We start from the raw sequence: 24588 nt of genomic DNA, 5'->3' as shown, positions 1-24588 counted from the left end.
CGCAAGTTATCCACAGTCGGTGCGCCCCCGATCCCTTGGTCGTTTCTCAGGGTTCACCCGGAAGACTCGCCACGAGCCCCTCGATAGACTTCAGGAACGCACCGGCGGGAATGGTGAAACTGGCAGACACGCAGGATTTAGGTTCCTGTGCCGCAAGGCGTGAGGGTTCAAGTCCCTTTTCCCGCACGCAGCCCCTTTCGACACAGCAGGAGAACCGTGGTCCACGCCTCTCTCGTCCCCTGGTTGGACCCGCAGACGATCATTCACAGCGCCGGCCCCTGGGCCCTGCTGGTCGTGTGCGCGATCATCTTCGCCGAGACCGGTCTTCTGATCGGTTTCGTCCTTCCCGGCGACACCCTGCTGCTCATCAGCGGCGTCGTCTCGGCCCCCGGTGTCATGCTCTTCCACTGGCACGTCTACTGGGTCGCGCTTTTCATCGCCATCGCGGCGTTCCTCGGCGGTGAGCTCGGCTACTACATCGGCCGCAAGGCGGGCCCGCCCATCTTCGAGCGGCGCGAGTCCGGCCTGTTCTCCAAAGAGAACGTCGATCGCACCAACGAGTTCTTCACCCGCTTCGGCCCCGCCGCCGTGATCGTCGCGCGCTTCGTCCCCGTCGTGCGCACCTTCGCGCCGATCGCGGCCGGCGTCGGCAAGATGCCGTACCGCCGCTATAGCCTCTACAACGCGATCGGGGCCGTGCTGTGGGCCGGCGGCATCGTGTATCTCGGCTACCTGCTGCACTTCATCCCCCCGGTGCAGCACTTCGTCACGGACTACATCGACGTCATCCTCATCGCCGCGGTCGTGGTCGCGGTCGTCCCGACCGGCCTCCACCTGCTGAACACGCAGCGCAAGGCGAAGCGCGCCGAGGCCGAGCGCCGCTCCTAAGAGCGGGGCAGGGCCGCGAGCAGGGGCGTGATGGCCTCGAAGGCACGCGCCCGATGGCTGACCGCGCTCTTGCGCTCGGGCGCGAGCTCCGCAGCGGATGCCCCGCCCTCGCCGTCCGGAAGGAAGATCGGGTCGTAGCCGAACCCGTTCGCGCCCCGCGCCTCGCGGGCGAGGCGCCCCGGCCACAGCCCTTCGACGGTCGCTTCGCGCGCATCGGTGCCGCTGCCCGACACCAGGGCGATCGTGCACGAGAAGTGTGCGCCGCGGTTCGCGTCGGGAACATCGGCGAGCTGGTCGAGCAGCAGCTGCAGGTTGGCGCGATCATCGCCGTGCCGGCCCGACCAGCGCGCTGAGAAGATACCGGGGGCGCCACCCATGATGTCGACGCAGATGCCCGAGTCATCCGCCAGCGCCGGCAGGCCCGTATGCGCGGCGGCGGCGCGCGCCTTTATCAGCGCGTTCTCGGCGAAGGTCGCGCCGTCTTCGACCGGTTCGGGGCCGTCGTAGGTCACGATCTCGAGCTCGCTCACTCCGAGCGCGAGGATGGTCTGGAACTCGCGCGCCTTGTGCGCGTTGTGGGTGGCGAGCACGACGCGCATGGCTACTCCCCCGCGAGATCCTGCGCGAGAGCCGCCTGCTGGAGGTTCGCCAGCTCGGCGTTCCCGATCAGCGCGAGATCGAGCAGCGTGTTGAGCTCGTCGCGATCGAACGGCGCGCCCTCGGCGGTGCCCTGCACCTCGATGAACTTGCCACCGCCCGTGACCACGACGTTCATGTCGGTTCCGGCGCGGGAATCCTCGACATATGCCAGATCGAGCATCGGCTCGCCGGCGACGATGCCGACGGAGATCGCCGACACCGAGTCGGTCAGCGGCTGTGCCTTCTTCCCGATGAATCCACGCTCCTTGCCCCAGGCCAGCGCGTCGGCCAGCGCGACGTACGCACCGGTGATCGACGCGGTGCGGGTGCCGCCGTCGGCCTGCAGCACGTCGCAGTCGAGCACGATCGTGTTCTCGCCGAGCGCCTTGAAGTCCACCACCGCGCGCAGCGATCGGCCGATCAGGCGGCTGATCTCGTGCGTGCGGCCGCCCACGCGGCCCTTCACGGCCTCGCGGTCGCTGCGCGAGTTCGTCGCACGCGGCAGCATCGAGTACTCGGCGGTGACCCAGCCCTTGCCCTGGCCCGTCATCCAGCGCGGCACACCGTTGGTGAACGACGCCGTGCACAGCACCTTGGTGTCGCCGAAGCTGATCAGGGCGCTGCCCTCGGCCTGCTTGCTCCAGCCGCGCTCGATGGTGACGGGGCGCAGCTGCCCGGGCGTGCGCCCGTCGGCGCGAAGGGTGTCGGTCACGTCGGTGCCTTTCGGTCGTTCGAGCTCAGCGCTCGATCAGGGGGAGGTCGATGACGCCGGTCTGCACGAGGTCGACGCGCGAGACGTCGAGCCCCAGCATGCGGTTCGCCAGTCGCTGGAAGGCGAGGGTGTCGGCGCCCGTCGCCTCGTAGTGGATCAGGGGCTCGGTCGACGCGCGGCGCTCGAGGCCGCCGCCGACGAGGATGCGGTACACGTCGTTCGCCGTCTCGACGTCGCTCGACACGAGGCTCACGCTCTCGCCCATGACATACGAGATGGCGCCCTTGAGGAACGGATAGTGCGTGCAGCCCAGCACGAGCGTGTCGACGCCCGCGTCTTTGAGGGGCCGAAGATAGTCGGATGCCTGAGCGAGCAGCTCGGGGCCGCTGGTGACCCCGGCCTCGACGAACTCGACGAAGCGGGGGCAGGCCGCGGTGAACAGCTCGAGGTCGGGCGCCGCGGCGAAGGCATCCTCATAGGCCCTCGAATTGACCGTGCCGAGCGTGCCGATCACGCCCACGCGCCGGTTGCGGGTCGTGGCGACCGCGCGGCGCACGGCGGGCTGGATGACCTCGACCACGGGAACGTCGTAGCGCTCGCGCGCATCGCGCAGCATCGCCGAGCTCGCCGTGTTGCAGGCGATGACGAGCATCTTGACACCCTGCTCGACCATCAAGTCGAGCACCTCGAGCGCATAGCGGCGCACGTCGGCGATGGGCTTCGGGCCGTAGGGCGAATGGGCGGTGTCGCCGATGTAGAGGATGCTCTCGTTCGGCAGCTGATCGCGCACCGCACGCGCGACCGTGAGCCCGCCGACGCCCGAATCGAAGATCCCGATCGGCGCATCGCTCATGCGAGTAAGTCTAAGTAGTGTGGCCGATATGACCGGTTCAACGGCTCTGCTGACCGACCGCTATGAGCTCACGATGCTGGACGCCGCACTGGCCGACGGCACCTATTCGCGCGAGTCGGTGTTCGAGGTCTTCGCCCGGCGGCTGCACGGCCGGCGCTACGGCGTGGTGGCGGGCACCGGCCGCCTCCTCGAGCTGATCTCGCGGTTCCGCTTCGGCGAGGCCGAGCTCGAGTGGCTGCGGGCGGAGCACGTGGTCTCGGACCGCACCCTCGACTGGCTCGCCGACTACCGCTTCACCGGCACGATCACGGGCTACCGCGAGGGCGAGGTGTACTTCCCGGGCTCGCCCCTGCTCACCGTCGAGGCACCGTTCGCCGACGGGGTCATCCTCGAGACCCTCGTGCTCTCGGTGCTCAACTACGACTCGGCGATCGCGACGGCTGCGAGCCGAATGGTGCACGCCGCCGCCGGCCGCCCCATCGCCGAGATGGGCTCGCGCCGCGCCAACGAGGACGCCGCGGTCGCCGCCACCCGCGCCGCCTACATCGCCGGCTTCGCGGCCTCGTCGAACCTCGAGGCCGGGCGGGTGTGGGGCCTGCCGACCATGGGCACCGCCGCCCACGCCTTCACGCTGCTGCACGATTCGGAAGAGGACGCATTCCGCTCGCAGGTCGCCGCGATGGGCGTCGGCACGACGCTGCTCGTCGACACCTACGACGTCGAGCAGGGCGTCGAGACGGCCGTTCGCGTCGCGGGGCCGGAGCTCGGTGGCATCCGCCTGGACTCCGGCGACCTGCCCAAGCTGGTCGGCAAAGTGCGTGCGCAGCTCGACGCGCTCGGAGCCACGAAGACCAAGATCACAGTGACCAACGACCTCGACGAGTACGCGATCGCCGCTCTCTCGGCGAGCCCCGTCGACAACTACGGCGTAGGAACCTCAGTGGTCACCGGGTCCGGCTCGCCGGCGGCCGGCATGGTCTACAAGCTGGTCGCGCACAAGACGGATGCAGGCGAGTGGATTCCCGTCGCGAAGAAGTCCGACGGGAAGGCATCCGTCGGCGGCCGCAAGATCCCGATCCGGCACCTCGACTCGTCGGGCACGGCGACCGCCGAGGTCGTGCACGTGCTCACCACGCGGCCCCCGCGCGCAGAGGGGCGCGAGCTGCTCGCGACGCTGATGAGCGATGGTGAGCCGGATGCCGCGTTCCTCGGCCCCGCCGGAGTGAGTGCCGCCCGGGCGCACAACGCCAAGGCGATCGACGAGCTGCCCGAGGAGGCCTTCCGGCTCGGCGCGGGCGACCCCGTGCTCAAGACGCTGTTCGTGTAGCGAGCGCGCTTCCCTGAGCGGAGTCAGTCGGTCAGCGCGTCGTAGATCTCTTTGCACTCGGGGCAGATCGGGAACTTCTCGGGATCGCGCCCGGGAACCCATACCTTGCCGCACAGTGCCTTCACCGGCTTGCCCGTCACGGCCGACTCGAGAATGGCTTCCTTCTTCACGTAATGCGAGAAGCGGTCATGGTCGCCTTCTTCGACGGATTCCTGCTCAAGCAGCTCTTCGAGCTCGCGATCGAGCGTCGCCGTGCTGCCGCCCTCCAGGGGTCCGCCGGGTTCCGAGATGCTCATGGTCTCAAGTGTATGAGCGGGTCACGCCGCTTTGACCGCGGCGTCGAGCATCTGCGGCCCACGCCGGTTGAAGATCGCGGCACCGCCCACGACTCCGCCGACCAGCGCCAGCGCCCCCACCACGAGCCCCGCCCACAGCGACGACACGAACCAGGCGGGGTCGACGAAGACGCCGAGCACGCCGAACACGATGGCGGGCGCAGACAGCACGATGATGACCACCAGGCTGAAACCCTGCACGACCGCAGCCGCAGCGCCCACGCTCTGCGGCTGCGCGAATGGGCTGTCGCCGGGCTTCGGCACCGGGTACGGCGTGAGCGTCGACGTCACGCTCGAGAGCCCGAGGCCGACGAACAGCTCGCACACGGTCACGCCGACGAGCGCCAGCGCGACGTGCGCGTCGCCGTAGAAGTACACAGACACGGCCGTGCCCACCACGATGAGCGGGATGCCGATGAACAGCAGCGGCACCAGGCGGCCGATGCGGTCGGCGAGCCCCGTGGTGCCCGCCACGACGTGCAGCCAGATGGCGGTTCCGTCGTAGGCGACGTCGTTGTGCGCCGCCCAGCCGAGGAACAGCACCATGATCGGCAGCGGCAGCAGCGCGGGGTACGTCCCCGGAATCGCGTGCACGACGGCGAACGCCGTGAGGATGATGATCGGGATGACCGGGATCATCACGAGGGAGACCCAGTAGCGGGCATCCCGCCCCCAATAGCTGAGGCTGCGCGCCGCGACCGCTCCCCACGGGGTCGCCGGCATCACGCTGAACCACCCGAGCCCCGCATACGTCTTCACCTCGCCCGAGCGCGAGGGCGTGACGAGCATGTGCGCGACGAGCGCACGCCACGCCAGCCAGAGCGCTGCGAGCATGGCGATCGCGATCAGCAGCTCGAGCGCCGCGGCGCCCCCGCGGCCGACGGCCGTGTCGGCGGGAACGGCCCAGGCCGCGCCCATCGGCGACCAGCGCAGGATGTCGGCGAGCACGGTCATGATCGAGAAGCCGCGCGCACCCCAGTCGACGTTCGACAGCGACAGCACGAGCGGCGAGATCAGGACGACCAGCAGCACGCCGACCACGCCGGTCAGCTCGCGCGCGCGACGTGTGTCGAGCAGGAATCCGGCGGCCGCCGTCGCGACCCGCGCGGCGAGCACGCTCGTCGCCGTCGCAAGCACCGCGCTGATCAGCGCCAGCACGGCGAGCCAGAAGCCATGCGACCAGGTCACGACCGTGGCGAGCGCGCACACCGCGAGCACGATCGCCGGCACCGAGAGGATCGACCCGGCCGCGAGGCCCACCGCGAGCCGATCGGTGGGGATGCCGAAGAGGGCGAACTTGCGCGGGTCGAGCGTGTCGTCGACGCCGAAGACGAGCGGCAGCAGCAGGAAGCCGGTCGTCACCGCCGCCCCGACCACGATCACGATGGAGCGAACGGATGTCACATCGGGCACGAACCGCGCCGCGACGAGCCCCCCGACCAGCAGCGCCATCATGCCGATGCCGTAGAGCGACGCGATGACGAGACCGACCACCTGCCACGGGCTGCGGCGGAAGGCCCCGCCGAGCAGGGCGAGCTTGAGGCGCAGGAAGCGGGGGACGTCGGCGAAGGCCTCCCTCATCGTCTTCGCGGCGGTCAGGCCGAGCGTGCGAGCGGAGGCGGCCGCCTGCCGGCCGTCGGGCGCCTTCACTCGGAGAAGCTGTGCAGCCACTCGAGGCCCTCCGCCGCCTTGCGCCCCCCAGCCAGCTCGACGAAGCGCTCTTCGAGCGTCTTCTGCCCGCGCACCTCGTCGGCGGTGCCCGAGTCGAGCACGACGCCCGCGACGATGATCGCGACGCGATCGCAGATGCGCTGGATGAGATCCATGCTGTGGCTGGACAGCACGACCGTGCCGCCTGCTGCCACGTACTTCTGGAGGATCTCGGTGATGTTCGCCGCAGAGACCGGGTCGACCGACTCGAACGGCTCGTCGAGCACGAGCACGCGCGGCGAGTGGATCAGCGCGGCGGCCAGGGCGATCTTCTTCGTCATTCCGGCGGAGTAGTCGGCGACGAGGCGCCCGACGGCCGCCTCGAGGCCGAACGCCGCGACGAGGTCGTTCACCCGCGCCTTCACGGTGCCCGCGTCGAGGCCGCGCAGCGTGCCGCAGTAAAAGAGGAACTGCGCCCCGGTGAGGCGGTCGAAGAGCCGCAGGCGGTCGGGCAGCACCCCGATCAGCCGCTTCGCGTGCTCGGGCTGCTTCCAGACGTCGACGTCGTGCACGACGACCTCGCCCGAGTCGGGGCGCAGCAGCCCACTCACGATCGACAGCATCGTCGTCTTGCCGGCGCCGTTGGGGCCGACTATTCCGTAGAAGGACCCCTCTGGCACGTCGATGCTCACGCCGTCGAGCGCGATCGTGCCGCCGAAGCGCTTGTAGAGCTGGCGGATGCCGAGGGCCGTCGGCTTGGGCTCGGGAACCGGCTCGGGCGGCGGCGTCGGCTTGGCCTTGGGGGCCGCTTTGGCGCGCGGCGCGCGCGGGGCCCGCGTGGTGCGCGGCTTGGCCGCCGTGGCGCCGCTGGAACTGCTGCGCGAGGAGGTGCCGCCGCTCTTCGATGCGGCGGTCGAACGGGGTGCTCGAGCCGTCGTCTGGCGCGGCTTCTGGGCACGTGGAGCAGCCGGCTTTTTCGCCGCTGACGCGGGCTTTTCCTCTGCCGGCTCGACCGGTGAGACGGGGTTCGCCTGGGGGCCGTCTTCTGGTGGCGTCTCCGGAAGCGAACTCATGTGGCCACCGTAGCAACAGCCTCCGGCATCCGTCGCCCCTTGCGTCGAACCGGTTACGAAAATCCCCCCAAGGAGGGGAAACGCGGGGCGACCGGGTAAACTCCCGGTGAACGCCTATTGTCTACCGTGGGGAGCAAGACGTGACCACCCAGATCGTGATTCTGGCCGCCGGCATGGGAACCCGCCTCGGCCGCTCACTGCCCAAGTGCCTCACCGAGCTGGTCGACGGCCGCACGATCATGGGCCAGCAGCTGGGCAACATCGACGCTGCATTCGGCACGGATGCCGAGGTCACCATCGTCGTCGGCTACCGCGCGGAAGAGATCGTGGAGCGCTACGGCGACCGCGCGAAGTTCGTCTACAACGAGCAGTACGACCAGACCAACACCAGCAAGAGCCTGCTGCGCGCGCTGCGCGCGTCGAACAAGGGCGGCGTGCTGTGGATGAACGGTGACGTCGTCTTCGACCCGGCCGCGCTCGTGCGCGCCAAGGAGCTCATCGACCGCGACCAGAGCTTCGTCACCGTGAACACCTCGAAGGTCTCCGACGAAGAGGTCAAGTACACGGTCGACGCCGAGGGCTTCATCGACAAGCTCTCGAAGAAGGTCGACCTGGGCAAGGCGCTCGGCGAGGCCGTCGGCATCAACTTCATCTCCGGGCGCGACAAGGCCGGTTTCATCCGCGCGCTCGACAAGGTCGACGCGCAGGACTACTTCGAGGGCGGCCTCGAGCTGTCCATCGCCCGCGACGGCATCCGGGTCGAGCCGATGGACATCTCCGACCTGTACGCGGTCGAGGTCGACTTCGCCGAGGACCTCGAGCGGGCGAACCACCTGTTCGCCTAAGCGCCTACGGGTTCGCCGCCACCGCGACGGGGCGGCCCATGAAGCGCAGCGCGACGCTGTCGCCCGGCTCTGGCCGCTCACGGACGTCGTGTTGCACGGCGACGACCGTCTCGTCGGGCAGGCGCACGAAGGTGCGCCGCAGCGAGCCGAGGAAGCTCGTCGAGACGACGGTGCCGCGCAGCGCGGCATCCCCGGCGGCTGCATCGACCAGCGCGATGTCCTCGGGGCGCACGAAGGCGGTCACCCTGCCCGTGGCGGGCACCTCGCCCATCACGTCGAGGCGCTGCCCGAACACCGTGACCGCTCCCCCGGCGAGCTCGCCGGGCAGCCTGTTCGAGAGCCCGACGAAGTCGGCGACGAACGAGGTGCGCGGGCTCAGGTACAGCTCTTCAGGGGTGCCGATCTGCTCGATGCCGCCCGCGTTCATCACAGCGACGCGGTCGGCGACGGCGAGCGCCTCCTCCTGGTCGTGAGTGACGAACAGCGTCGTGATGCCGAGATCCTTCTGAATGCGGCGGATCTCGTCGCGCAGGCTGACCCGCACCTTCGCATCCAGCGCAGACAGCGGCTCGTCGAGCAGCAGCACGCGCGGGCGCGTGACGAGTGCACGCGCCAGCGCGACGCGCTGCTGCTGGCCGCCCGAGAGCTGGTGCGCGTAGCGATCGGCGAGGTGAGCAAGGCCGACCAGCTCGAGGGCCTCGCCCGAGCGAGCGCGGCGCGAGGCGGCATCCACTTTGCGCATGCGCAGCCCGAACTCGACGTTCTGCAGCGCGGTCAGGTGCGGGAACAACGAGTACGACTGGAACACCATGCCGATGTCGCGCCTGTTCACCGCGACCTGGGCGACGTCTTTGCCGTCGATCAGGATGCGGCCGCCGTCGATCTGCTCGAGACCCGACAGAGCACGCAGGGCGGTCGTCTTGCCGCAGCCCGAGGGGCCGAGCAGCGCGATGAACTCCCCCGGCTCGATGCTGAGGTTCACGCCCGCGAGCGCCTGGTGGCCGGCGTACGTCTTGACGACGTCGACGAGTTCGACGGCGGTCCCGGCGACTTCGAGGGCGGCGGCGGCAGCGGGAACGGTGGTTTCGACGGCGGACATCAGGCGGCCTTTCGCTTGCGGGCACCGCTGACCGAGCCGACGGCTCCGATCAGCACGAGGATCAGGAAGATGAGCAGCAGCGCCGCGAGTGCGAACGTCGCCGCGACATACGGGTCGGCGTGCTGCAGCAGGGCGAGCGCGGTCTGGAAGGTGTTCTGGGTGAGGAACGACGCGATCGTGTACTCGCCGAGCACCACAGAGACCGTGATGAGGGCCGATGACAGGATGCCGCGCCGCAGGTTCGGCAGGATCACGGACCAGACCGTCGCGAACCACCCGGCGCCGAGCGAGCGCGACGCCTCCGAGAGGGTGACCATGTCGAGTCCGGACATGTTCGACTGAATCGGGCGGTAGGCGTAGGGCAGCACGATGATGCCGATCGCGAAGGCGAGCACCCAGGCGACCGATCCCGTGAGGTGCCAGATCTGCTGGTAGACCGGCACGAAGCCGACGGCGAGCACCACGGTCGGGATCGAGATCGGAAGCAGGCAGACGAATTCGATCACCTGCCGCACGCGCCGGTAGCGCAGCTCGGCCAGGATCATGGCCGGAAGCAGGAACACGATCATCAGCACGACGGTGACGACCGCGATGACGAGGGAGTTCTGGATGCCCTCGAACAGCTGCGCGTACATGTATGCCTGCCCAGGGTCGGCAAGGCGCTCGAGGTGCTGCAGCGTGAAGCCGTGAGTCTGCGCCGTCGGCCAGAAGGCGAAGCGGAACAGCGCGTACAGCGGGTAGAGGAATCCGAGCGCGGCCAGCACCAGGATCACCGTCGCCGTCGTGCGGCTGGGTGTCGCGCCGACACGGGGCGCCCGGGGCGTGCGCGCGCTCATCGCTGCCACCGCGAGGCCCGGCGCTGCAGCAGCGAGTAGAGCCACATGACGATGGCCATCACGACGATCATGCCGATCGCGAGCACCCCGGGAACGTGCGCGATTCCGGGCAGCGTCTCGCTGCTCAGGTCCTGCTGCATGATGATCGGGATGATGACGCCGGTGTTCGTCAGGGCGGACGCGGTCGCGTAGGACGAGAAGGCGCCCGCGAACACGAGGATCATCGAGCCGAAGAACGACGGGGCGAGCACGGGGAAGCCCACATGCAGCCAGTAGCTGAGCCGGCCGCCGCCGAGCGTCGCGACGGCCTCGCCCCACTGCGGCCGCAGGCCGACGAGCGCGGGCATGAACGCGATGACCATGAGCGGCACCGAGAAGTAGACGTAGACGAAGAACATTCCCGAGACCTGGTTGATCAGCGGGCCGGCAGTCTTGTCGAGGGCGAGCGCGTTGATGTCGAAGCCGAACGCCTGCTTGAGGAAGAGCGTCAGCAGACCGGTCGTGCCGATCGTCGCCACGAAGGCGAAGGCGAGCATGACGCCGCCGAACTGGGCGAAGACGGATGCCGCGGCATCCGCCACGACCCGGGTGAAGCCCACCGGATTCACCGCGAGCAGCGCCACGCAGATGACGGCGCCGATCACGGCGCTCGCGACGGCGGTGGCGAGCGACAGGAGAATCGAGTTCCCGAACGCCCGCAGGATGACGGGGTTCGCATACGCCCCGAAGTTGGCGAGCGTGAAGGCGCCCTTCTCGTCGGTGAGGCCGCTCCACACCGCGAGAACGGTCGGCACCGCGAGGAAGACGAGCGTGTAGACGGCGAACGGCGTGAAGCCGAGCCAGCCCGCCGCGCGGCGCCGGGGCCGTACAGCCCCGGCGCCTGCGGACCGGTCGACCGCCGCATCGGATGCGACCACGGTCATGGTGTTCCTCTGCTCTCGTCGAAGACGGCTCAGCCCATCGCTGCGGGCCAGAGCGACGCGATCTGCGTGCCCGCCTTGGTGGCTTGGTCGGCGGTCAGCAGCGTGACGTCGGAGGGCGCGTCGCCGACCTTCTGCAGCACGTCCTTGTCGACCGAGCCGTCCTTCTTCATGGCGTCGAGCATGGCCGGGTACGCGCCGGCGGCGAGGTAGAGGTTCTGCACCTCGGGCGTGTAGATGTACTCCTCCCACAGGCGGGCCGCTGCCGGGTCGGCTGCGCCCGAGGCCACGGCCTGGTTGTAGTAGGAGCCGACCGCGGCGCCCGGAAGGACGACCGACTTAAAGTTCGGGTTGCCGCCCTGCGAGGCGTCACCCCAGGCGACGTTGTTGAACGACCACTGCAGCACGACCGGCGTCTGGCCGTTGTTGACCGTGGCCTGCGAGGCCGTGGTCGGAACGAAGTTGCCCGCCGCCTTGAGCTTCTTGAAGAAGTCGACGCCCGTGCTGAGGTCGTCGGCCGAGCCGCCGTTCTGCACCGAGGCGAGCACGACATCCATCAGCGACTCGTTCGCCTTGACGGGCGAGTCCTTGATGGCGACCTTGTTCTTGTAGTCGGCCCCGAGCAGGTCGTCGAGCGAGGTCGGGGCCTTCGTGATCTTCGACGAGTCGTAGCCGACCGAGATGAGACCCGTGTAGTCGTAGTACCAGTTGCCGTCGGGGTCCTTGAAGTCGGCCGGGATCTTGTCCCAGTTCTGCACCTTGTAGGGCGTCACGACATCGGGGTTCGCGTTGAGCACGGTCGTTCCCATGTCGAACACGTCGGGCGCCGTCGACTGGCCCTTGTTGGCCTTCGCGGCGTCGACCTCGTCCTGGGATGAGCCGTCGGGGTTCTCTGAGTTGATCTTGATCTGCGGGTACTTCTTCTGGAAGCCGGCGATGATCTTGCCGTAGTTCGCCCACGACGGCGGAAGGGTGATCACGTTGAGGTGACCCTCCTTCTCTGCAGCGGCGACCAGGCAGTCGAAGCCGCCGAAGTCGGCCGCACTGGTGGCCTTGGCGGCCTGCGCGGTCGAGAGCGTCTTGCAGTCCTTGGCGTCGGCCGCGGCGCTCGATGCGCCGCTGTTGCTCGCGCAGCCGGTCAGCACGACGGCTGCGGCGGCGACCAGCGCGAGGCCGGAGGCCGCGCGGCGGAGCTTGCTGTTCATTGTTCTCCTCGTGGTTGCAGGGGATTCGGGTCAATCGAGAACGGATGCCGCGAGCCCGAGCGCCGTCGTCATGCCGATGCCGCTCGTGACAGAGACGGCGGTGACGCCGGGCGCGGGGCTCGCGACCAGGTAGGGCCCGTTGGGGCTCGAGGCGTAGACGCCGCGCCAGCGGCGGCGCACGACCAGCTCGCGCACGCCGAGCAGCTCGCGGAACCGGGCGAGCAGCAGCTCGTCGCTCGCCTCGTCGTCGAAGGGGGACTCGGTGAGGCCGTAGTGGTGCGTGTCGCCGAGCACGAGCCGGCCCGCCGCGTCGCTGTGGGGAAGCCGCTGCGTGAACATCAGGTTCACGCCGTGCTCGCCGAGCTCAGGCGCCTCTCGGTCGAGCGCGTCGCGCAGCGCCGCGGCCGCCGCTGTCCGGCTGAACGCGTCGTAGCGCAGCAGCGAGGTGCCGGTGAAGACACCGGGGTCGACGGTGACGCCGGCCGGGGCATCCGCCTCGATCATGCGCAGCCGGCAGCGCACGACGCCGTGCTCGTCGGCGATGCCCGGGAACAGGCGGTCGACGTCGTGGCCGACGGCGACGATCACGCGATCGGCCGTCACCTCGGCGCGCGCCGTGACGACACGGCCGGACTCCACGCCGAGCACGTTCGCCCGGTAGCGGAACTCGACGCCCAGGCGAGCGAGATGTGCGGCGAAGGCCGGCACGGCGCTCGGCGCGTCGACGCGCAGATCGAGGCGCAGCCAGGCACCGCCGAGCGCATCGACGGGAGCGAAGCCGAGCTTGTCGGCGAGCTGGGCGGCCGTCAGCAGCACGTTGTCGTCGCTGCGCTCGCCCACGAACTCCTCGAGCACGGCGAGCTCCTCGAGGCGACGCGCGACGGCGACCGTTCCGGCGGTCGAGACCGGAATGCCGGCATCCGCCCCCAGCGCCAGCCACTCGCCGCGCGCCCGCAGCGCGTAGTCATAGGCGGGCCCGGACTGCGCGCTCGTGCAGATGTGGCCGAAGTTCCGGATGCTGGCGCCTGCGGCGTATTCGTCGCGCTCGAGCACCACGACCTTCAGCCCGGCGCGCACAGCGCGCCAGGCATGCGCGAGCCCGACGATGCCGGCGCCCACGATGGCCACGTCGTAGCGGGCGGGGACGGCGCCGGAGGGCACGGCGGCGCCGGAAGCGGGGGTCACGAGTGCCACTGTGACGGGCGGAAGAGGGCGGATGCCAGCCGACCGCGGCACTTGTCATGAGAAGTTCAATCAGCCGCACCGCCGCGCAAACGGTCGGTGAACAGACCGCCGTCTACCGACCCCGGCACCCACTCGGGGCACTTGTATTGAGAGCGTGCGAGTGCCCCTACACGTCGTCGTCGCCGACGCGATCCGCGAGCGCATCCGCTCGGGGGATCTGCCGGTCGGCGCACCGCTTCCGTCCGAGTCCGAGCTGAGCGCGCAGTTCGGCGCGAGCCGCGGGCCCGTGCGCCAGGCGCTCGGCCAGCTGCGGAACGAGGGCCTGATCGAGACCAGCCAGGGCCGGGTGCCCACGGTGCTCGGGCGGCCGCTGGCGCACTCGATCGACGATTTCTTCTCGTTCAGCGCCTGGGTGCAGGCGACCGGGCGGCTGCCGGGTCAGCACACCCTCGAGCTCGCCTGGCGCGTGCCGCCGGCAGAGGTGGCGGCGAAGCTGCACCTCGCGGCATCCGATCGCGCCGTCGTCGTCGTGCGCCGCCGCTCGATCGACGGCCGGCCCACGATGCTCGAGCGCAGCTGGTACGTCTCGGAGGTGGGCCGGCGGCTCTTCGACTTCGACCCAGACGAGGGGTCGATCTTCGGCGCCCTGATCGAGCGCGGCGTGTCGCTCGAGAGCGGCACCCACACCATCGACGCGGTGGCGGCGAACGTGCTCGACGCCGAGCAGCTCGAGGTGCCCCTCGCCTCGCCGCTGCTGCGGGTCGAGCGCCTCACCTCGTCCGCCTCCGGCAGGGTCGTCGAGTACGCCGACGACCGCTACCGCACCGACCGCGCCAAGCTCGCGATCCGCAACTCCCGCTCGACGTCGGCCGTGTCGCGGCCGAGCATCGCGCGGCTAGCCCCGGAAGGACTTCCCGCATGACCATTCGCCTCGTCTCGCTCGACATGGCGGGCACCACGATCGCGGAAGCGGGCACGGTCTATGCCGTGCTGCGCTCGACCGTCGAGGAAGCGACCGGCACGACCATCAGCGACGAGCTGCTCTCCACCTGGGGCGGCACGAGCAAGCACGCGGCGATCGGCGGGCTGCTCGAGGCGCTCGGCGAGGACGCCTCGCGGCAGGACGCCCTGTTCGACGAGTTCCGCTCGACGCTGCGGGCGCAGTATCTGGCCGACAGGCCCGCCGTCATCCCGGGCGTGCGCGAGGCGGTCGCCGCCCTGCGCGCGGCCGGCGTCAAGGTGGCGCTGCAGACCGGCTACTCGCGCGACGTGGCCGAGCTGCTGCTCGAGATCGTCGGGTGGCAGCTCGGGTCCGGCGACGGCGAGACCGGGGATGTCGACGCTCTCGTCACCTCGGACGAGGTGACCGCCTCGCGCCCGGCCCCCTTCCTGATCTACCGCGGAATGGAGCTCACCGGGGTCGCTTCGGCCGCCGAGGTGCTCGTCGCCGGGGACACGGCGAACGACCTCGGCGCGGGTGTCGCGGCGGGCGCACGCTACGTCGTCGGGGTGCTCACCGGCGCCTACACCGCCGAGCAGCTCGGCCGTCACCGGCACACCCATCTGCTGCCGTCGGTCGCCGACATCCCCGGCCTGCTCGCCCGCGACGGCGAACTGCCTGCCTGACGGCTGCGGCCCCGGTCGCTCGCCGAATCCCGCGGCCTGACGCCGCCCCCGGTTCCGAAACGGTCATCTGCGGCTGCGGCCCCGGGCGCGAGTGTCTGTATCGGGCCACGGCCCCGGCCGCCCGTTCCGCCGCAGACAGTTCCGGCCGCGGGCGCGGGCGCGCGTGACCGTTTCGGGCCGGAGAGGTCGCGCGCGCGTCGACCGAACGGGTCGATCGACTTGCCATCCACAGCCGCATCTCGCGCCCCGTTGTCCACCGATAGGCGGATGCGGCGAACGGAGGTCACGCCCGATGCGCGTCAATAGCAGGGTGCTCACTCCCTCAGCGCCCCCGCTCGACCGCATCATCGACGGCCGCTCCAGCCTGAACGGCACCGCCGAGTCGCGTGCCCTCAGCCGCCGCGTGGCCAGAGGCGAGACCGAGCGGCTGCGCCATGGTCTGTTTCGCGACGCGCTTCCACCGGTGACCCAGCTGCCCTGGGAACACCGCCCGGCAGAACTCCGCCGACGCTATCTCGAGAAGGCGGCCGCCGTCGCCCTGACGAGGCGTTCGACCGTGGTCTTCTCACACCGCACGGCGCTGGCGATCCTGGGCCTTCCGTTTCTGCCGCCCTGGCCCGACGAGGTCGACATCCTCGAGGAGCGCGACTCTCCACGGCGCAGCAAGCGAGGCATCCGCGTGCACTTCGGCGATCTCGATGCGGACGACCTCATGCCGTGGGGCGAGTTCTGGGTGACGCGGCCCGAGCGGACGCTCGCAGACATCGCTCGATCGCTGATGCCCGTGTTCGCCGTTCCTGCGCTCGATGCCGGCCTGGTCGAGCTCTCCCGCGACGGCATTCGGGCGATCCTGGAACGCGAGCCGAATGTCAAGAACACGCAGCGCGCCCTCGCAGCTCTCGACTTCGCCGACCCGAGATCCGAGTCACCGGGCGAATCGGGCAGTCGTGTGCTGATGCACCTGTTCGGCGCTCCGCCGCCCGAGCTCCAGACCAGGCATCCGTCGCCTATCCGAGGGCGGCGCTACTTCCGCACCGACTTCGAATGGCCCGAGCTCAAGAAGATCGGTGAGTTCGACGGGCGAGAGAAGTTCCTCAAAGACGAACTTCTCGGCGGCAAGTCGCCGGGGCAGGCCGTCTACGAAGAGAAGCTTCGCGAGGACGCGCGCAGGCGCGAAGGGAACGACGTCGGCCGCTGGGGCATGCACGCAGTGCGCAGGCCGGCGGATCTGCGAACCGCCCTCGGTGCCCTCGGCATCCCGATGACACGAGGCAATCGAGCGCTCTCGGTGCTGTGGTGAGCCCTACAGCGAGTCGCGCCAGGCGAGGGCCGCCTTGATCTTGCCGAGGTCCTGCGTGTAGTCGGGGCCCGAGATGCCGATCGTGAAGAGGCGCACCCCCGCCTCGACGAGCGCGTCGCCGACCTCGGTCGGCGCCGCGTTGCCGAACGCCGACGACAGCGTGATCTCGGACACGTCCCGGCCGACGGCCTCGCAGTGCTCGGCCAGGATCCTCTTCTTGCGGTTCAGCGTCTCGAGGTCGCTGAAGCTGTGCCAGATGTCGGCGTGCTGGGCGACGATGCGCAGCGTCTTCTTCTCGCCGCCACCGCCGATGAGCACGGGGATGTCGCGGGTCGGCGCGGGGTTCAGCTTCGACCAGCGCGCCTCGATGCGCGGCATCGCCTCGGCGAGCGCGTCCAGACGGGTGCCCGGCGTGCCGAACTCGTAGCCGTACTCGTCGTAGTCGCGCTCGAACCAGCCCGAGCCGATGCCGAAGATCAGCCGGCCGGTGCCGTCATCGTGAGCCGAGATGTGGTCGACGGTGCGTGCCATGTCGGCCAGCAGGTCGGCGTTCCGGTACGAATTGCAGGTGACGAGGCATCCGAATTCGACGCGCGTGGTCTGCTCGGCCCACGCCGCGAGCATCGTCCAGCCCTCGAAATGCAGCCCGTCGGGCTCGCCCGACAGCGGGTAGAAGTGGTCCCAGTTGAAGAGGACATCGACGCCGAGCTGCTCGAGCTCGACGACCGTGTCGCGGATCTGCTGGTAAGAGGCATGCTGCGGGGCGATCTGAACGCCGATTCGTACCTGGGTCACGCTCCCTAACGTACCCAGCGATCACCCCTAGCATTGAGGCCGTGACCAGCTCGACCGTCGTGCGCCCCGCACAGCGCACACCCTTCGCCAGATACCGCCACTCGCTGTGGCTGCTGACGAAGCGCGATCTGTCGGTGCGCTACACGACGAACGCGCTGGGCTACGTGTGGTCGATCCTCGACCCGCTGCTCATGTCGCTCATCTACTTCTTCGTGTTCGTGGTGGTCATGAACCGCGGCGGCACGGCCGGCGAGCAGCCGTACATCGTCTATCTGATGGCGGGGCTGCTCGCGTGGACGTGGTTCAACAACACGATCACGGATGCCACGCGGGTCTTCAGCAAAGAGGCGAAGCTCGTGCGCTCGGTGAAGCTCCCCCAGTCTCTCTGGGTGGCGCGCATCGTGCTGTCCAAGGGCATCGAGTATGTGGCATCCCTCGCCGTTCTCGCGATCTTCGCCCTGATCTTCCACGCCCCCGTGACCTGGTCCGTGCTCTGGTTCCCCGTCGGGCTCGTCCTGCAGGCGATCCTGCTCTACGGGCTCGGCATGATCGTCGCGCCGCTGACGGTCTTCTACAAGGACCTCGAGCGCGCCATCCGCCTGCTGCTGCGGGTGCTGTTCTATGCATCGGCGGTGCTCTACTCGCCGGCCAAGTGGCCGGAGGCGGTGCACGGATTCCCGATCAGGCCGCTGCTCGAGCTGAATCCCCTCACCGGAATCCTGGGCCTGTATCGTGCCGCGTTCTGGCCGCAGGAGCTCAACCTGTTCCACGTGCTGATCTCGGCGATCGGCGCGCTCGTCCTCCTGGGCATCGGCACGCTCGTGTTCCGGCGCTCGGTGCCCGCCGTGCTGAAGGAGATGTGATGGTCGCGGTCGACTCCACCCCGGCCGTCGCCACCGGCGGCGACGGTGACGTCATCGAGGTGTCCGATCTGGGCATCCGGTTCAAGCGCAACAAGCGCGCCAAGCGGTCGTTCAAGGACCTGTTCGCCGGCCGCCGCCGGCGCTCGCGCCCCGACGAGTTCTGGGCGCTGCGCAATGTGACGTTCGGCATCCGCGCGGGCGAGGCGATCGGCGTCGTCGGCCGCAACGGGCAGGGGAAGTCGACGCTGCTGAAGCTGATCGCGGGGGTCCTGTTCCCCGACGAGGGCACGGTGCGGGTGCGTCAGGGCGTTGCGCCGCTGATCGAGATCACGGGCGGCTTCGTCGACGACCTGTCGGTGCGCGACAACGTCTATCTGACCGCCGGCCTGCACGGCATGACGAAGAAGCAGATCGACGCGAAGTTCGACGAGATCGTGTCGTTCGCCGAGATTCCGGGGTTCCTCGACACGCCGTACAAGCACCTGTCGTCGGGCATGAAGGTGCGCATCGCGTTCAGCGTGATCACGCAGCTCGACGAGCCGATCCTGATCGTCGACGAGGTGCTCGCGGTGGGCGACAAGGCGTTCCGAGAGAAGTGCTACGGCCGCATCGAAGAGCTGCTCGCCGCCGGCCGCACCCTGTTCTTCGTCTCGCACTCCGAGCGCGACCTGCGCCGCTTCTGCACGCGCGGGCTGTATCTGAAGAAGGGCGAGCTCGTGATGGACGGCCCCATCGACGATGTCATCGACCGCTACAACACCGACTACAACATGGGGTCGGTGCCGCCGGTCGTCGACGCGTAGCGCCCCTCTTCCCCAGCACCGCCTGCGAGGCATCCGGGTTCTTCACATTTGAAGCGGGGGTGTCGGATGCCCCACCTAGCGTGCCTCGCATGTCAGACGTGCCGCTTGCCTATCCCGTTCCGTGGCTCTTCATCCGCGACCACGCGCCGACCTACGGCCTGAAGAACGCCAGCCTCGAGACGCTGAAGCATGTGTCGTTCGCGCTGCTCGGGCCGGGGTCGCTGCCCGAGCACTTCCCGATGACGATCGGCGCGGGCGAGACCGCGTGGCTGCCGATCGCGGGCGACGACCTGGCGCGTGCGACGACGCTCGTGGTGCGCTGGCGTCGAGACAACGACGACGAGTACCTCTGGCGAGTGGTGTTCTAGCGCGTGCCACGTTGGCGTCTGCGAGCCTCGATGAAATCGGCGACGGTCAGTTCCGGGTCGTCGTCGGGAAGATCGGCACGACTGAGGCCCTCGATGAGAGAGCTGGCCGAGACCTGCAGTACCGCCGCGATTCGCAACAGCGTCTCGAAGGTCGGGTTCCCGAAGCCACGCTCGATGTCGCCGTAGTTCGTCTGGTCGATGCCCGCGAGCTGCGCCACCTTCTCCTGCGTGGCGCCATCGATGCCCTAACGTAGGCGCTTCACCCGCTCGCCAAGCGCGATCGACGCCTTCGTCTTCGCCTTGGTCTTCGGACTCACCTCTCTTGCCTATATGCCACTCGGAATGGGGACCAGCGGGCAAATCCATGTGGTTTTTAACCATCTAGGTTTTAACCCATGTTGCCGGATGCCACATCGCCGACCTCCATCTACGACCTCCTCGACGAATACGCCCGGCTCGCCCCTGACCAGCGCTCCAAGGGCAGTCAGTTCGAGCGGTTGATCAAGGCCTTCCTGCTCTCGGACCCGACCTATGCGGATCAGTACGCCGACGTCTGGCTGTGGTCGGAGTGGCCCGGGCGAGACGGCAAGCCAGACACCGGAATCGACCTCGTCGCCGAGCGGCGCGACGGTGGCTTCACCGCGATCCAGTGCAAGTTCTACGACCCGGCGCACACGCTGCAGAAGGCCGACATCGACTCGTTCTTCACAGCCTCGGGCAAGGCCGGGTTCAACGAGCGACTGATCTTCTCCACGACCGACAAGTGGTCGGCCAACGCTGAAGACGCACTCACCGGCCAGCAGATCCCGACCTATCGCATCGGCGTCGCCGACCTGGCCGAAAGCCGCATCGACTGGTCCGAGTACTCGTTCAGCCACCCGGACGAGGTGCAGCTCAAGCCTCAGAAGCGCCTGCGGCCGCATCAGCGCGAAGCACTCGAAGCAGTGCGCGAGGGCTTCGCAAATCGTGACCGCGGCAAGCTCGTCATGGCCTGTGGCACGGGCAAGACCTACACGAGCCTCAAGATCGCCGAGGACCAAGTGCCGCTAGGCGGCACCGTCCTCTTCCTCGTTCCCTCGATCGCGCTTCTGTCGCAGACGCTGCGCGAATGGACGGCCGAGCAGTCGGTGCCCATCCGTGCCTTCGCGGTCTGCTCGGACTCCAAGGTCGGCAAGAAGCTCGAGGACTTCTCGGTCTCGGACCTCTCCTTCCCTGCGACCACCGACACGGCCTCGCTCGTGAAGGCATACGCCAAGGGGGATCACCAGGACGAGCTCACCGTCGTGTTCTCGACCTATCAGTCGATCGGCGTCGTCGCAGACGCCCAGAAGGCGGGGCTTCCCGAGTTCGACCTCGTCATCTGCGACGAGGCACACCGCACCACGGGTGTGACGCTCGCGAAGGACGCCGGCAGCGAGTCCGCCTTCGTTCGGGTGCACGACGGCGACTTCATCAAGGCGAAGAAGCGCCTCTACATGACCGCGACGCCGAAGATCTTCGGCAACGCGGTCAAAACCAAGGCGGCCGAAAGCTCGGCGGTGCTGGCGTCGATGGACGACGAGAGCCTGTACGGCCCTGAGTTCCACCGACTCGGCTTCGGCGAGGCCGTCGAGCGCGGCCTGCTCACCGACTACCGCGTGCTGGTGCTCGCGATCGACGAGAACACCATCGGCGAGAACTTCCAGCAGGAGTTCGCGCACGACGGCGAGATCACCATCCCGGACGCGGCGCGCATCGTCGGCATCTACAACGGCCTCGCCAAGCGCGGCGTGGCCGGCCTCGGCGAAGACGAAGAGAACCTGCTCCCGTTGAAGCGCGCCGTCGCCTTCAGCCGCTCGATTGCCGATTCGAAGCGCGTCATGAGCATGCTCGACGGCTACGCGGGCGGCTCACGACTGACCTCGGCGCAACCGGCCTTCTCCACTGCGGCAGAGGTCGGGGAAGCATCCGTCGCCCTCGAAGGCGATGCGAGCCCGCTCACCCTGTACTCGGATCACGTCGACGGCTCGATGAACGTGCTCGAGCGCAACGCGAAGCTCGAGTGGCTGAAGGCCGAGACCGGCGACGACGCCGAGTGCCGCATCCTGACGAACGCGCGCTGCCTGAGCGAAGGCGTCGACGTGCCCGCACTCGACGCGGTCATCTTCCTCAACTCGCGCGACAGCCAGGTCGACGTCGTGCAGTCGGTCGGCCGAGTCATGCGCCGCGCGGAGGGCAAGGACTTCGGCTACATCATCTTGCCGATTGCGGTGCCCGCCGGCGTCAAGCCCGAGCAGGCGCTCAACGACAACGCGAAGTACAAGGTCGTCTGGGACGTGCTTCGCGCTCTGCGCGCGCACGACGAGCGATTCGAGGCGAAGATCGAGAGCCTCGACCTCGGTCGCAACCGCGACCCGCAGGTGCAGGTCATCGGCTACGGCGACTTCAAGCCGCAGACCGACGCGGGCGGCGACAGCGACGGCCCGCAGCCCACCCTCGACTTCGCGCAGCTCGGCGCCGAATGGCGCGACGCCATCTACGCGAAGATCGTCGAGAAAGTCGGCGAGCGCGACTACTGGATCCGGTGGACCAAGAACGTTGCCGAGATCGCGGCACGCCAGCAGGCGCGTATTCGGAACCTGCTCGACGCTGACGAGAACGTCCGGCTCGAGTTCGAGGCCTTCGTCAAGGGGCTGCAGGACAACCTCAACCCGTCGGTCACCGACAAGCAAGCGATCGAGATGCTGGCGCAGCACATCGTGACGCAGCCGATCTTCGACGCGCTCTTCGAGGGGCACGAGTTCTCGAAGCGCAACCCGGTCGCCAGGATCATGACGATGATGGTCGGCACGCTCGAAGAAGCGAACGTCGGCACCGAGACCAACGAGCTGGACCGGTTCTACGACTGGGTGCGCAACACGATCTCGGGCATCACGGACCCGGCCGGCAAGCAGACCATCATCAAGCGGCTGTATCAGGACTTCTTCACAGTCGCCTTCTCGTCGACGAGCGAGCGCGACGGCATCGTCTACACGCCGAATGAGATCGTCGACTTCATCCTGCACTCGGCCGACCAGGTGCTGCGCTCGGAGTTCGGGCAGTCCCTCGGCGACCCTGGCGTCGGCATCCTCGACCCGTTCACCGGGACCGGCACGTTCATCGTCAACCTGCTGCGCTCTGGCTTGATCGAACCGGATGCTTTGAAGCGGAAGTACGAGGGCCAGGAGATCTGGGCCAACGAGATCAACCTGCTCGCCTACTACGTCGCTGCGGCGAACATCGAGGAGACCTATCTTGATGTCGTCGGCGGTGAGTACACGCCCTTCCCCGGCATGGTACTGACCGACACCTTCCAGTCGTCGGAAGAGAACGACCAGATGGACACCCACGGGGTCTTCTCGCTCAACAACGAGCGCGTCGCGAAGCAGTGGGCGTCAGACTTGACGGTCATCGTCGGCAACCCGCCGTACTCATCGGGGCAAGGCTCCGGTAACGATGCGAACCAAAACCTCAAGTACCGGTCGTTGGACATCCGAATCGAGAACACGTTTGCGGAAGGAAGTTCGGCCACCAGCAAGCGGACCCTCTACGACTCATACTTGCGCGCGCTTCGGTGGGCGTCAGATCGAATTGAGGACCGCGGTGTCGTCGGCTTCGTGACGAACAACGGGTATCTCGACGATAACTCGGCCGAGGGCGTCCGACGGGCGTTGCAGGCTGAGTTCTCGAGTCTCAACATCATCAACTTGAGGGGAAGTTCACGGACCGCAGCCAAAGCAAAGGCCGATGGCGGCAACGTCTTCGGTATCAGGGCTGGCGTTGCGATTGCCATCCTCGTCAAGAATCCCCGACGGCAAGGCATTGGAGAAATCCGGTACTGGGCCCCGCAAGACTTCGCAACCGCTCAAGAAAAGCTTTCAACTCTTGATTCCGCTGCGGGGCTCTCGGCCCTAGACATGGCTCCGTTGGTTCCCAACGAGCACGGCGACTGGCTCGGCACCCGAAATGAAAACTTCGCGCTCTACACCCCGCTTGGAGACAAGACAGATCGCTCGGCATCCATTTTCAAGTCATACACCCTTGGTTTGGCTACCGGCCGGGACGCGTGGGCCTACAACTTTTCACGTCGGGCGAACCAAGCGAACATCGAGCGTTTCGTTGATGCCTTCAACGCAGAGGTCGGAGCATACGAGCAAGAGGGATCTAGCCTCAGTCTGAAAGAACTCGAGCAGTTTGTCGATACCGATCCGTCAAGAATCAGCTGGAACCGCAACGCTTTCCGCGACCTGGAGCGGAAACGGCGTTACGCCGTGACGGAATCCGCGTTCAGAAGTGCCAGCCACCGACCGTTCACCCGCATGAGTGCTTATTTCGACCGCGATGCGAACGCCATGACGTACCGACTGCCCAGCGTGTTTCCGACATCGGCGACGCACACGCCAGGCATCGTTGTTTCAACTCCTCGCCCGGGAACGGCGTTCGCTACGCTTGCGGTCGCTGATCTGCCTGATTTGAGCTACTTCACTTATACGGCGCAGTTCTTCCCGCGGTACACGTATCGCGCCGTTGAGAACTCGGGCCTCGACATCTTCGGGGAGCAGGACGACTCGGGCTACGAGCGCATCGACAACGTCACGGACGAGATCCTGGACGAGTATCGGAAGCTCTATGGGGCATCCGTCACCAAGGACTCCATCTTCGACTTCGTCTATGGCTTCCTGCACTCCCCCGACTATCGCGAGCGCTACGCAGCTGATCTCAAGAAGATGCTGCCGCGCATTCCGAAGTTGCAGAACGCGGAGGACTTCTGGACGTTCAGCCGCGCGGGTGCCGAGCTCGCGAAGCTGCACCTCGGCTACGAGAGCGTCGAGCCGTACCCGCTCACCGAGCACGTCAGCGGCGAGCGCGAGCTGCGCGTCGAGAAGATGAAGTACGCCGGCAAGCCCGGCAAGTGGGACAAGTCGACGGTCATCTACAACGAGCACATCACGCTGAGCGGCATTCCTCTGGAGGCGCAGGAGTACATGCTCGGCTCGCGCTCGGCTCTCGACTGGATCATCGAGCGCTACCGCGTGCGCGTTGACAAAGCGAGCGGCATCCGCAACGACCCGAACGACTGGGGTCTCGAGCACGGCGACCCGGAGTACATCCTCAACCTGGTCAAGCGCATCGTGACTGTGAGCCTTGAGACGGTGCGCATCGTGGCCTCGCTGCCGCCGCTCGCGATTCGCGAGGAGCAGTAGTCCTCTTCTCTCTCCCCCAGCGGGGGACGTGCGCTATGCATGAC

General features: G+C 68.1%; 23 protein-coding genes and 1 tRNA gene. 11 read left to right on the top strand and 13 right to left on the bottom strand.

What is annotated here, in order from left to right; all coding sequences use genetic code 11:
• Positions 1 to 104: 104 nt before the first annotated feature.
• Together ABD716_RS04480 and ABD716_RS04475 are read left to right on the top strand one after the other, a co-directional pair.
• A tRNA-Leu gene (locus ABD716_RS04480) sits at positions 105 to 186 on the top strand.
• A gap of 30 nt (positions 187 to 216) precedes the next feature.
• Positions 217 to 888: a DedA family protein gene (locus tag ABD716_RS04475; RefSeq protein ID WP_344774223.1), complete on the top strand. Its 672-nt coding sequence runs from the start codon at positions 217 to 219 to the stop codon at positions 886 to 888.
• On the opposite strand, the gene rdgB is transcribed toward ABD716_RS04475, so the two are convergent.
• Genes rdgB through murI form a run of 3 tightly spaced genes read right to left on the bottom strand, consistent with a single transcriptional unit; the run spans position 885 to position 3092 of the window.
• Positions 885 to 1487, bottom strand: coding sequence for an RdgB/HAM1 family non-canonical purine NTP pyrophosphatase (gene rdgB / locus ABD716_RS04470; RefSeq protein WP_344774221.1), 603 nt, complete (start codon positions 1485 to 1487; stop codon positions 885 to 887). The two genes, ABD716_RS04475 and rdgB, sit on opposite strands and share 4 nt — an antisense overlap.
• 2 nt (positions 1488 to 1489) lie before the next feature.
• Positions 1490 to 2239 (bottom strand): ribonuclease PH, encoded by a 750-nt coding sequence (gene rph, locus ABD716_RS04465; protein ID WP_344774219.1) that lies wholly within the window; start codon positions 2237 to 2239, stop codon positions 1490 to 1492.
• Between the two features lie 25 nt (positions 2240 to 2264).
• Positions 2265 to 3092 (bottom strand): glutamate racemase, encoded by an 828-nt coding sequence (gene murI / locus ABD716_RS04460; protein ID WP_344774217.1) that lies wholly within the window; start codon positions 3090 to 3092, stop codon positions 2265 to 2267.
• Between the two features lie 28 nt (positions 3093 to 3120).
• On the opposite strand from murI, the gene ABD716_RS04455 reads away from it, so the two are divergent.
• Entirely contained in the window at positions 3121 to 4419 is a 1299-nt protein-coding gene (locus tag ABD716_RS04455) for a nicotinate phosphoribosyltransferase (RefSeq protein WP_344774215.1), read from the top strand.
• A gap of 23 nt (positions 4420 to 4442) precedes the next feature.
• On the opposite strand, the gene ABD716_RS04450 is transcribed toward ABD716_RS04455, so the two are convergent.
• From ABD716_RS04450 to ABD716_RS04440, 3 genes are read right to left on the bottom strand one after another with little or no spacing between them, the layout of a single operon-like run.
• The gene (locus ABD716_RS04450; RefSeq protein WP_344774213.1) at positions 4443 to 4715 is read right to left on the bottom strand and encodes a DUF3039 domain-containing protein; all 273 of its coding nucleotides are present in this window, start codon (positions 4713 to 4715) and stop codon (positions 4443 to 4445) included.
• Positions 4716 to 4736: 21 nt separating this feature from the next.
• Complete coding sequence (locus tag ABD716_RS04445) at positions 4737 to 6404, bottom strand: hypothetical protein (RefSeq protein ID WP_344774211.1); 1668 nt, start codon at positions 6402 to 6404, stop codon at positions 4737 to 4739.
• Positions 6401 to 7477, bottom strand: coding sequence for an ABC transporter ATP-binding protein (locus ABD716_RS04440; RefSeq protein ID WP_344774209.1), 1077 nt, complete (start codon positions 7475 to 7477; stop codon positions 6401 to 6403). Before ABD716_RS04440 ends, ABD716_RS04445 begins: the two co-directional genes overlap by 4 nt.
• A gap of 140 nt (positions 7478 to 7617) precedes the next feature.
• Between ABD716_RS04440 and ABD716_RS04435 the strand changes: the two genes are divergently transcribed.
• Positions 7618 to 8322: a phosphocholine cytidylyltransferase family protein gene (locus ABD716_RS04435; protein ID WP_344774207.1), complete on the top strand. Its 705-nt coding sequence runs from the start codon at positions 7618 to 7620 to the stop codon at positions 8320 to 8322.
• A 4-nt stretch (positions 8323 to 8326) separates the two neighbouring features.
• Here the strand turns inward: ABD716_RS04435 and ABD716_RS04430 are convergent, their stop codons facing one another.
• The 5 genes from ABD716_RS04430 to ABD716_RS04410 are packed head-to-tail and all read right to left on the bottom strand — an operon-like array spanning position 8327 to position 13567.
• Positions 8327 to 9421 carry an ABC transporter ATP-binding protein gene (locus ABD716_RS04430; protein WP_344774205.1) on the bottom strand — a complete coding sequence of 365 codons (1095 nt, stop codon included), beginning with the start codon at positions 9419 to 9421 and terminating at the stop codon, positions 8327 to 8329.
• Positions 9421 to 10257 (bottom strand): ABC transporter permease, encoded by an 837-nt coding sequence (locus ABD716_RS04425; RefSeq protein ID WP_344774203.1) that lies wholly within the window; start codon positions 10255 to 10257, stop codon positions 9421 to 9423. Before ABD716_RS04425 ends, ABD716_RS04430 begins: the two co-directional genes overlap by 1 nt.
• A complete protein-coding gene (locus ABD716_RS04420; protein WP_344774201.1) occupies positions 10254 to 11180 on the bottom strand; it encodes an ABC transporter permease in 927 nt (308 codons plus the stop codon). The genes ABD716_RS04425 and ABD716_RS04420 overlap by 4 nt, the downstream gene beginning before the upstream one ends.
• 29 nt (positions 11181 to 11209) lie before the next feature.
• On the bottom strand, positions 11210 to 12382 hold the full coding sequence (locus tag ABD716_RS04415) for an ABC transporter substrate-binding protein (protein WP_344774199.1): 1173 nt from the start codon (positions 12380 to 12382) through the stop codon (positions 11210 to 11212).
• A gap of 30 nt (positions 12383 to 12412) precedes the next feature.
• Positions 12413 to 13567: a TIGR03364 family FAD-dependent oxidoreductase gene (locus ABD716_RS04410; RefSeq protein WP_344774197.1), complete on the bottom strand. Its 1155-nt coding sequence runs from the start codon at positions 13565 to 13567 to the stop codon at positions 12413 to 12415.
• A 154-nt stretch (positions 13568 to 13721) separates the two neighbouring features.
• On the opposite strand from ABD716_RS04410, the gene ABD716_RS04405 reads away from it, so the two are divergent.
• From ABD716_RS04405 to ABD716_RS04395, 3 genes are all read left to right on the top strand, one after another.
• Positions 13722 to 14489 (top strand): GntR family transcriptional regulator, encoded by a 768-nt coding sequence (locus ABD716_RS04405; RefSeq protein WP_344774195.1) that lies wholly within the window; start codon positions 13722 to 13724, stop codon positions 14487 to 14489.
• Positions 14486 to 15193, top strand: coding sequence for a phosphonatase-like hydrolase (locus ABD716_RS04400; RefSeq protein ID WP_344774193.1), 708 nt, complete (start codon positions 14486 to 14488; stop codon positions 15191 to 15193). The genes ABD716_RS04405 and ABD716_RS04400 overlap by 4 nt, the downstream gene beginning before the upstream one ends.
• Positions 15194 to 15503: 310 nt before the next feature.
• A complete protein-coding gene (locus tag ABD716_RS04395; protein WP_344774191.1) occupies positions 15504 to 16493 on the top strand; it encodes a type IV toxin-antitoxin system AbiEi family antitoxin domain-containing protein in 990 nt (329 codons plus the stop codon).
• A gap of 3 nt (positions 16494 to 16496) precedes the next feature.
• Here ABD716_RS04395 and ABD716_RS04390 read toward each other — a convergent pair whose 3' ends face one another.
• Positions 16497 to 17288 (bottom strand): LLM class F420-dependent oxidoreductase, encoded by a 792-nt coding sequence (locus ABD716_RS04390; RefSeq protein WP_344774189.1) that lies wholly within the window; start codon positions 17286 to 17288, stop codon positions 16497 to 16499.
• Between the two features lie 41 nt (positions 17289 to 17329).
• Here ABD716_RS04390 and ABD716_RS04385 point away from each other — a divergent pair, with 41 nt between their 5' ends.
• The 3 genes from ABD716_RS04385 to ABD716_RS04375 all read left to right on the top strand — a co-directional run bounded on the left by ABD716_RS04385 (position 17330) and on the right by ABD716_RS04375 (position 19322).
• The gene (locus tag ABD716_RS04385) at positions 17330 to 18151 is read left to right on the top strand and encodes an ABC transporter permease (RefSeq protein ID WP_344774187.1); all 822 of its coding nucleotides are present in this window, start codon (positions 17330 to 17332) and stop codon (positions 18149 to 18151) included.
• A complete protein-coding gene (locus ABD716_RS04380; protein ID WP_344774185.1) occupies positions 18151 to 18954 on the top strand; it encodes an ABC transporter ATP-binding protein in 804 nt (267 codons plus the stop codon). The genes ABD716_RS04385 and ABD716_RS04380 overlap by 1 nt, the downstream gene beginning before the upstream one ends.
• An 89-nt stretch (positions 18955 to 19043) precedes the next feature.
• Positions 19044 to 19322, top strand: a complete 279-nt coding sequence (locus tag ABD716_RS04375; protein ID WP_344774183.1) for a hypothetical protein — start codon at positions 19044 to 19046, stop codon at positions 19320 to 19322.
• On the opposite strand, the gene ABD716_RS04370 is transcribed toward ABD716_RS04375, so the two are convergent.
• Positions 19319 to 19564, bottom strand: a complete 246-nt coding sequence (locus ABD716_RS04370) for a helix-turn-helix domain-containing protein (RefSeq protein ID WP_344774312.1) — start codon at positions 19562 to 19564, stop codon at positions 19319 to 19321. The two genes, ABD716_RS04375 and ABD716_RS04370, sit on opposite strands and share 4 nt — an antisense overlap.
• Before the next feature lie 153 nt (positions 19565 to 19717).
• Between ABD716_RS04370 and ABD716_RS04365 the strand changes: the two genes are divergently transcribed.
• Positions 19718 to 24544: a DEAD/DEAH box helicase gene (locus ABD716_RS04365; RefSeq protein WP_344774181.1), complete on the top strand. Its 4827-nt coding sequence runs from the start codon at positions 19718 to 19720 to the stop codon at positions 24542 to 24544.
• Positions 24545 to 24588 lie beyond the last annotated feature (44 nt).

It is taken from the genome of Gryllotalpicola kribbensis (assembly GCF_039538245.1).
Taxonomy (GTDB): domain Bacteria; phylum Actinomycetota; class Actinomycetes; order Actinomycetales; family Microbacteriaceae; genus Gryllotalpicola; species Gryllotalpicola kribbensis.
This window is presented reverse-complemented; position numbering and strand designations above follow the sequence as displayed.

Bases quoted from the DNA above. Each gene is read 5' to 3' on its own strand.
- ABD716_RS04440 (WP_344774209.1), bottom strand. From the start codon at position 7,477: ATGAGTTCGCTTCCGGAGACGCCACCAGAAGACGGCCCCCAGGCGAAC.
- ABD716_RS04455 (WP_344774215.1), top strand. From the start codon at position 3,121: ATGACCGGTTCAACGGCTCTGCTGACCGACCGCTATGAGCTCACGATG.
- murI (WP_344774217.1), bottom strand. From the start codon at position 3,092: ATGAGCGATGCGCCGATCGGGATCTTCGATTCGGGCGTCGGCGGGCTC.
- ABD716_RS04420 (WP_344774201.1), bottom strand. From the start codon at position 11,180: ATGACCGTGGTCGCATCCGATGCGGCGGTCGACCGGTCCGCAGGCGCC.
- ABD716_RS04380 (WP_344774185.1), top strand. From the start codon at position 18,151: ATGGTCGCGGTCGACTCCACCCCGGCCGTCGCCACCGGCGGCGACGGT.
- rdgB (WP_344774221.1), bottom strand. From the start codon at position 1,487: ATGCGCGTCGTGCTCGCCACCCACAACGCGCACAAGGCGCGCGAGTTC.
- ABD716_RS04425 (WP_344774203.1), bottom strand. From the start codon at position 10,257: ATGAGCGCGCGCACGCCCCGGGCGCCCCGTGTCGGCGCGACACCCAGC.
- ABD716_RS04365 (WP_344774181.1), top strand. From the start codon at position 19,718: ATGTTGCCGGATGCCACATCGCCGACCTCCATCTACGACCTCCTCGAC.
- ABD716_RS04400 (WP_344774193.1), top strand. From the start codon at position 14,486: ATGACCATTCGCCTCGTCTCGCTCGACATGGCGGGCACCACGATCGCG.
- ABD716_RS04415 (WP_344774199.1), bottom strand. From the start codon at position 12,382: ATGAACAGCAAGCTCCGCCGCGCGGCCTCCGGCCTCGCGCTGGTCGCC.
- ABD716_RS04430 (WP_344774205.1), bottom strand. From the start codon at position 9,421: ATGTCCGCCGTCGAAACCACCGTTCCCGCTGCCGCCGCCGCCCTCGAA.
- ABD716_RS04375 (WP_344774183.1), top strand. From the start codon at position 19,044: ATGTCAGACGTGCCGCTTGCCTATCCCGTTCCGTGGCTCTTCATCCGC.
- ABD716_RS04450 (WP_344774213.1), bottom strand. From the start codon at position 4,715: ATGAGCATCTCGGAACCCGGCGGACCCCTGGAGGGCGGCAGCACGGCG.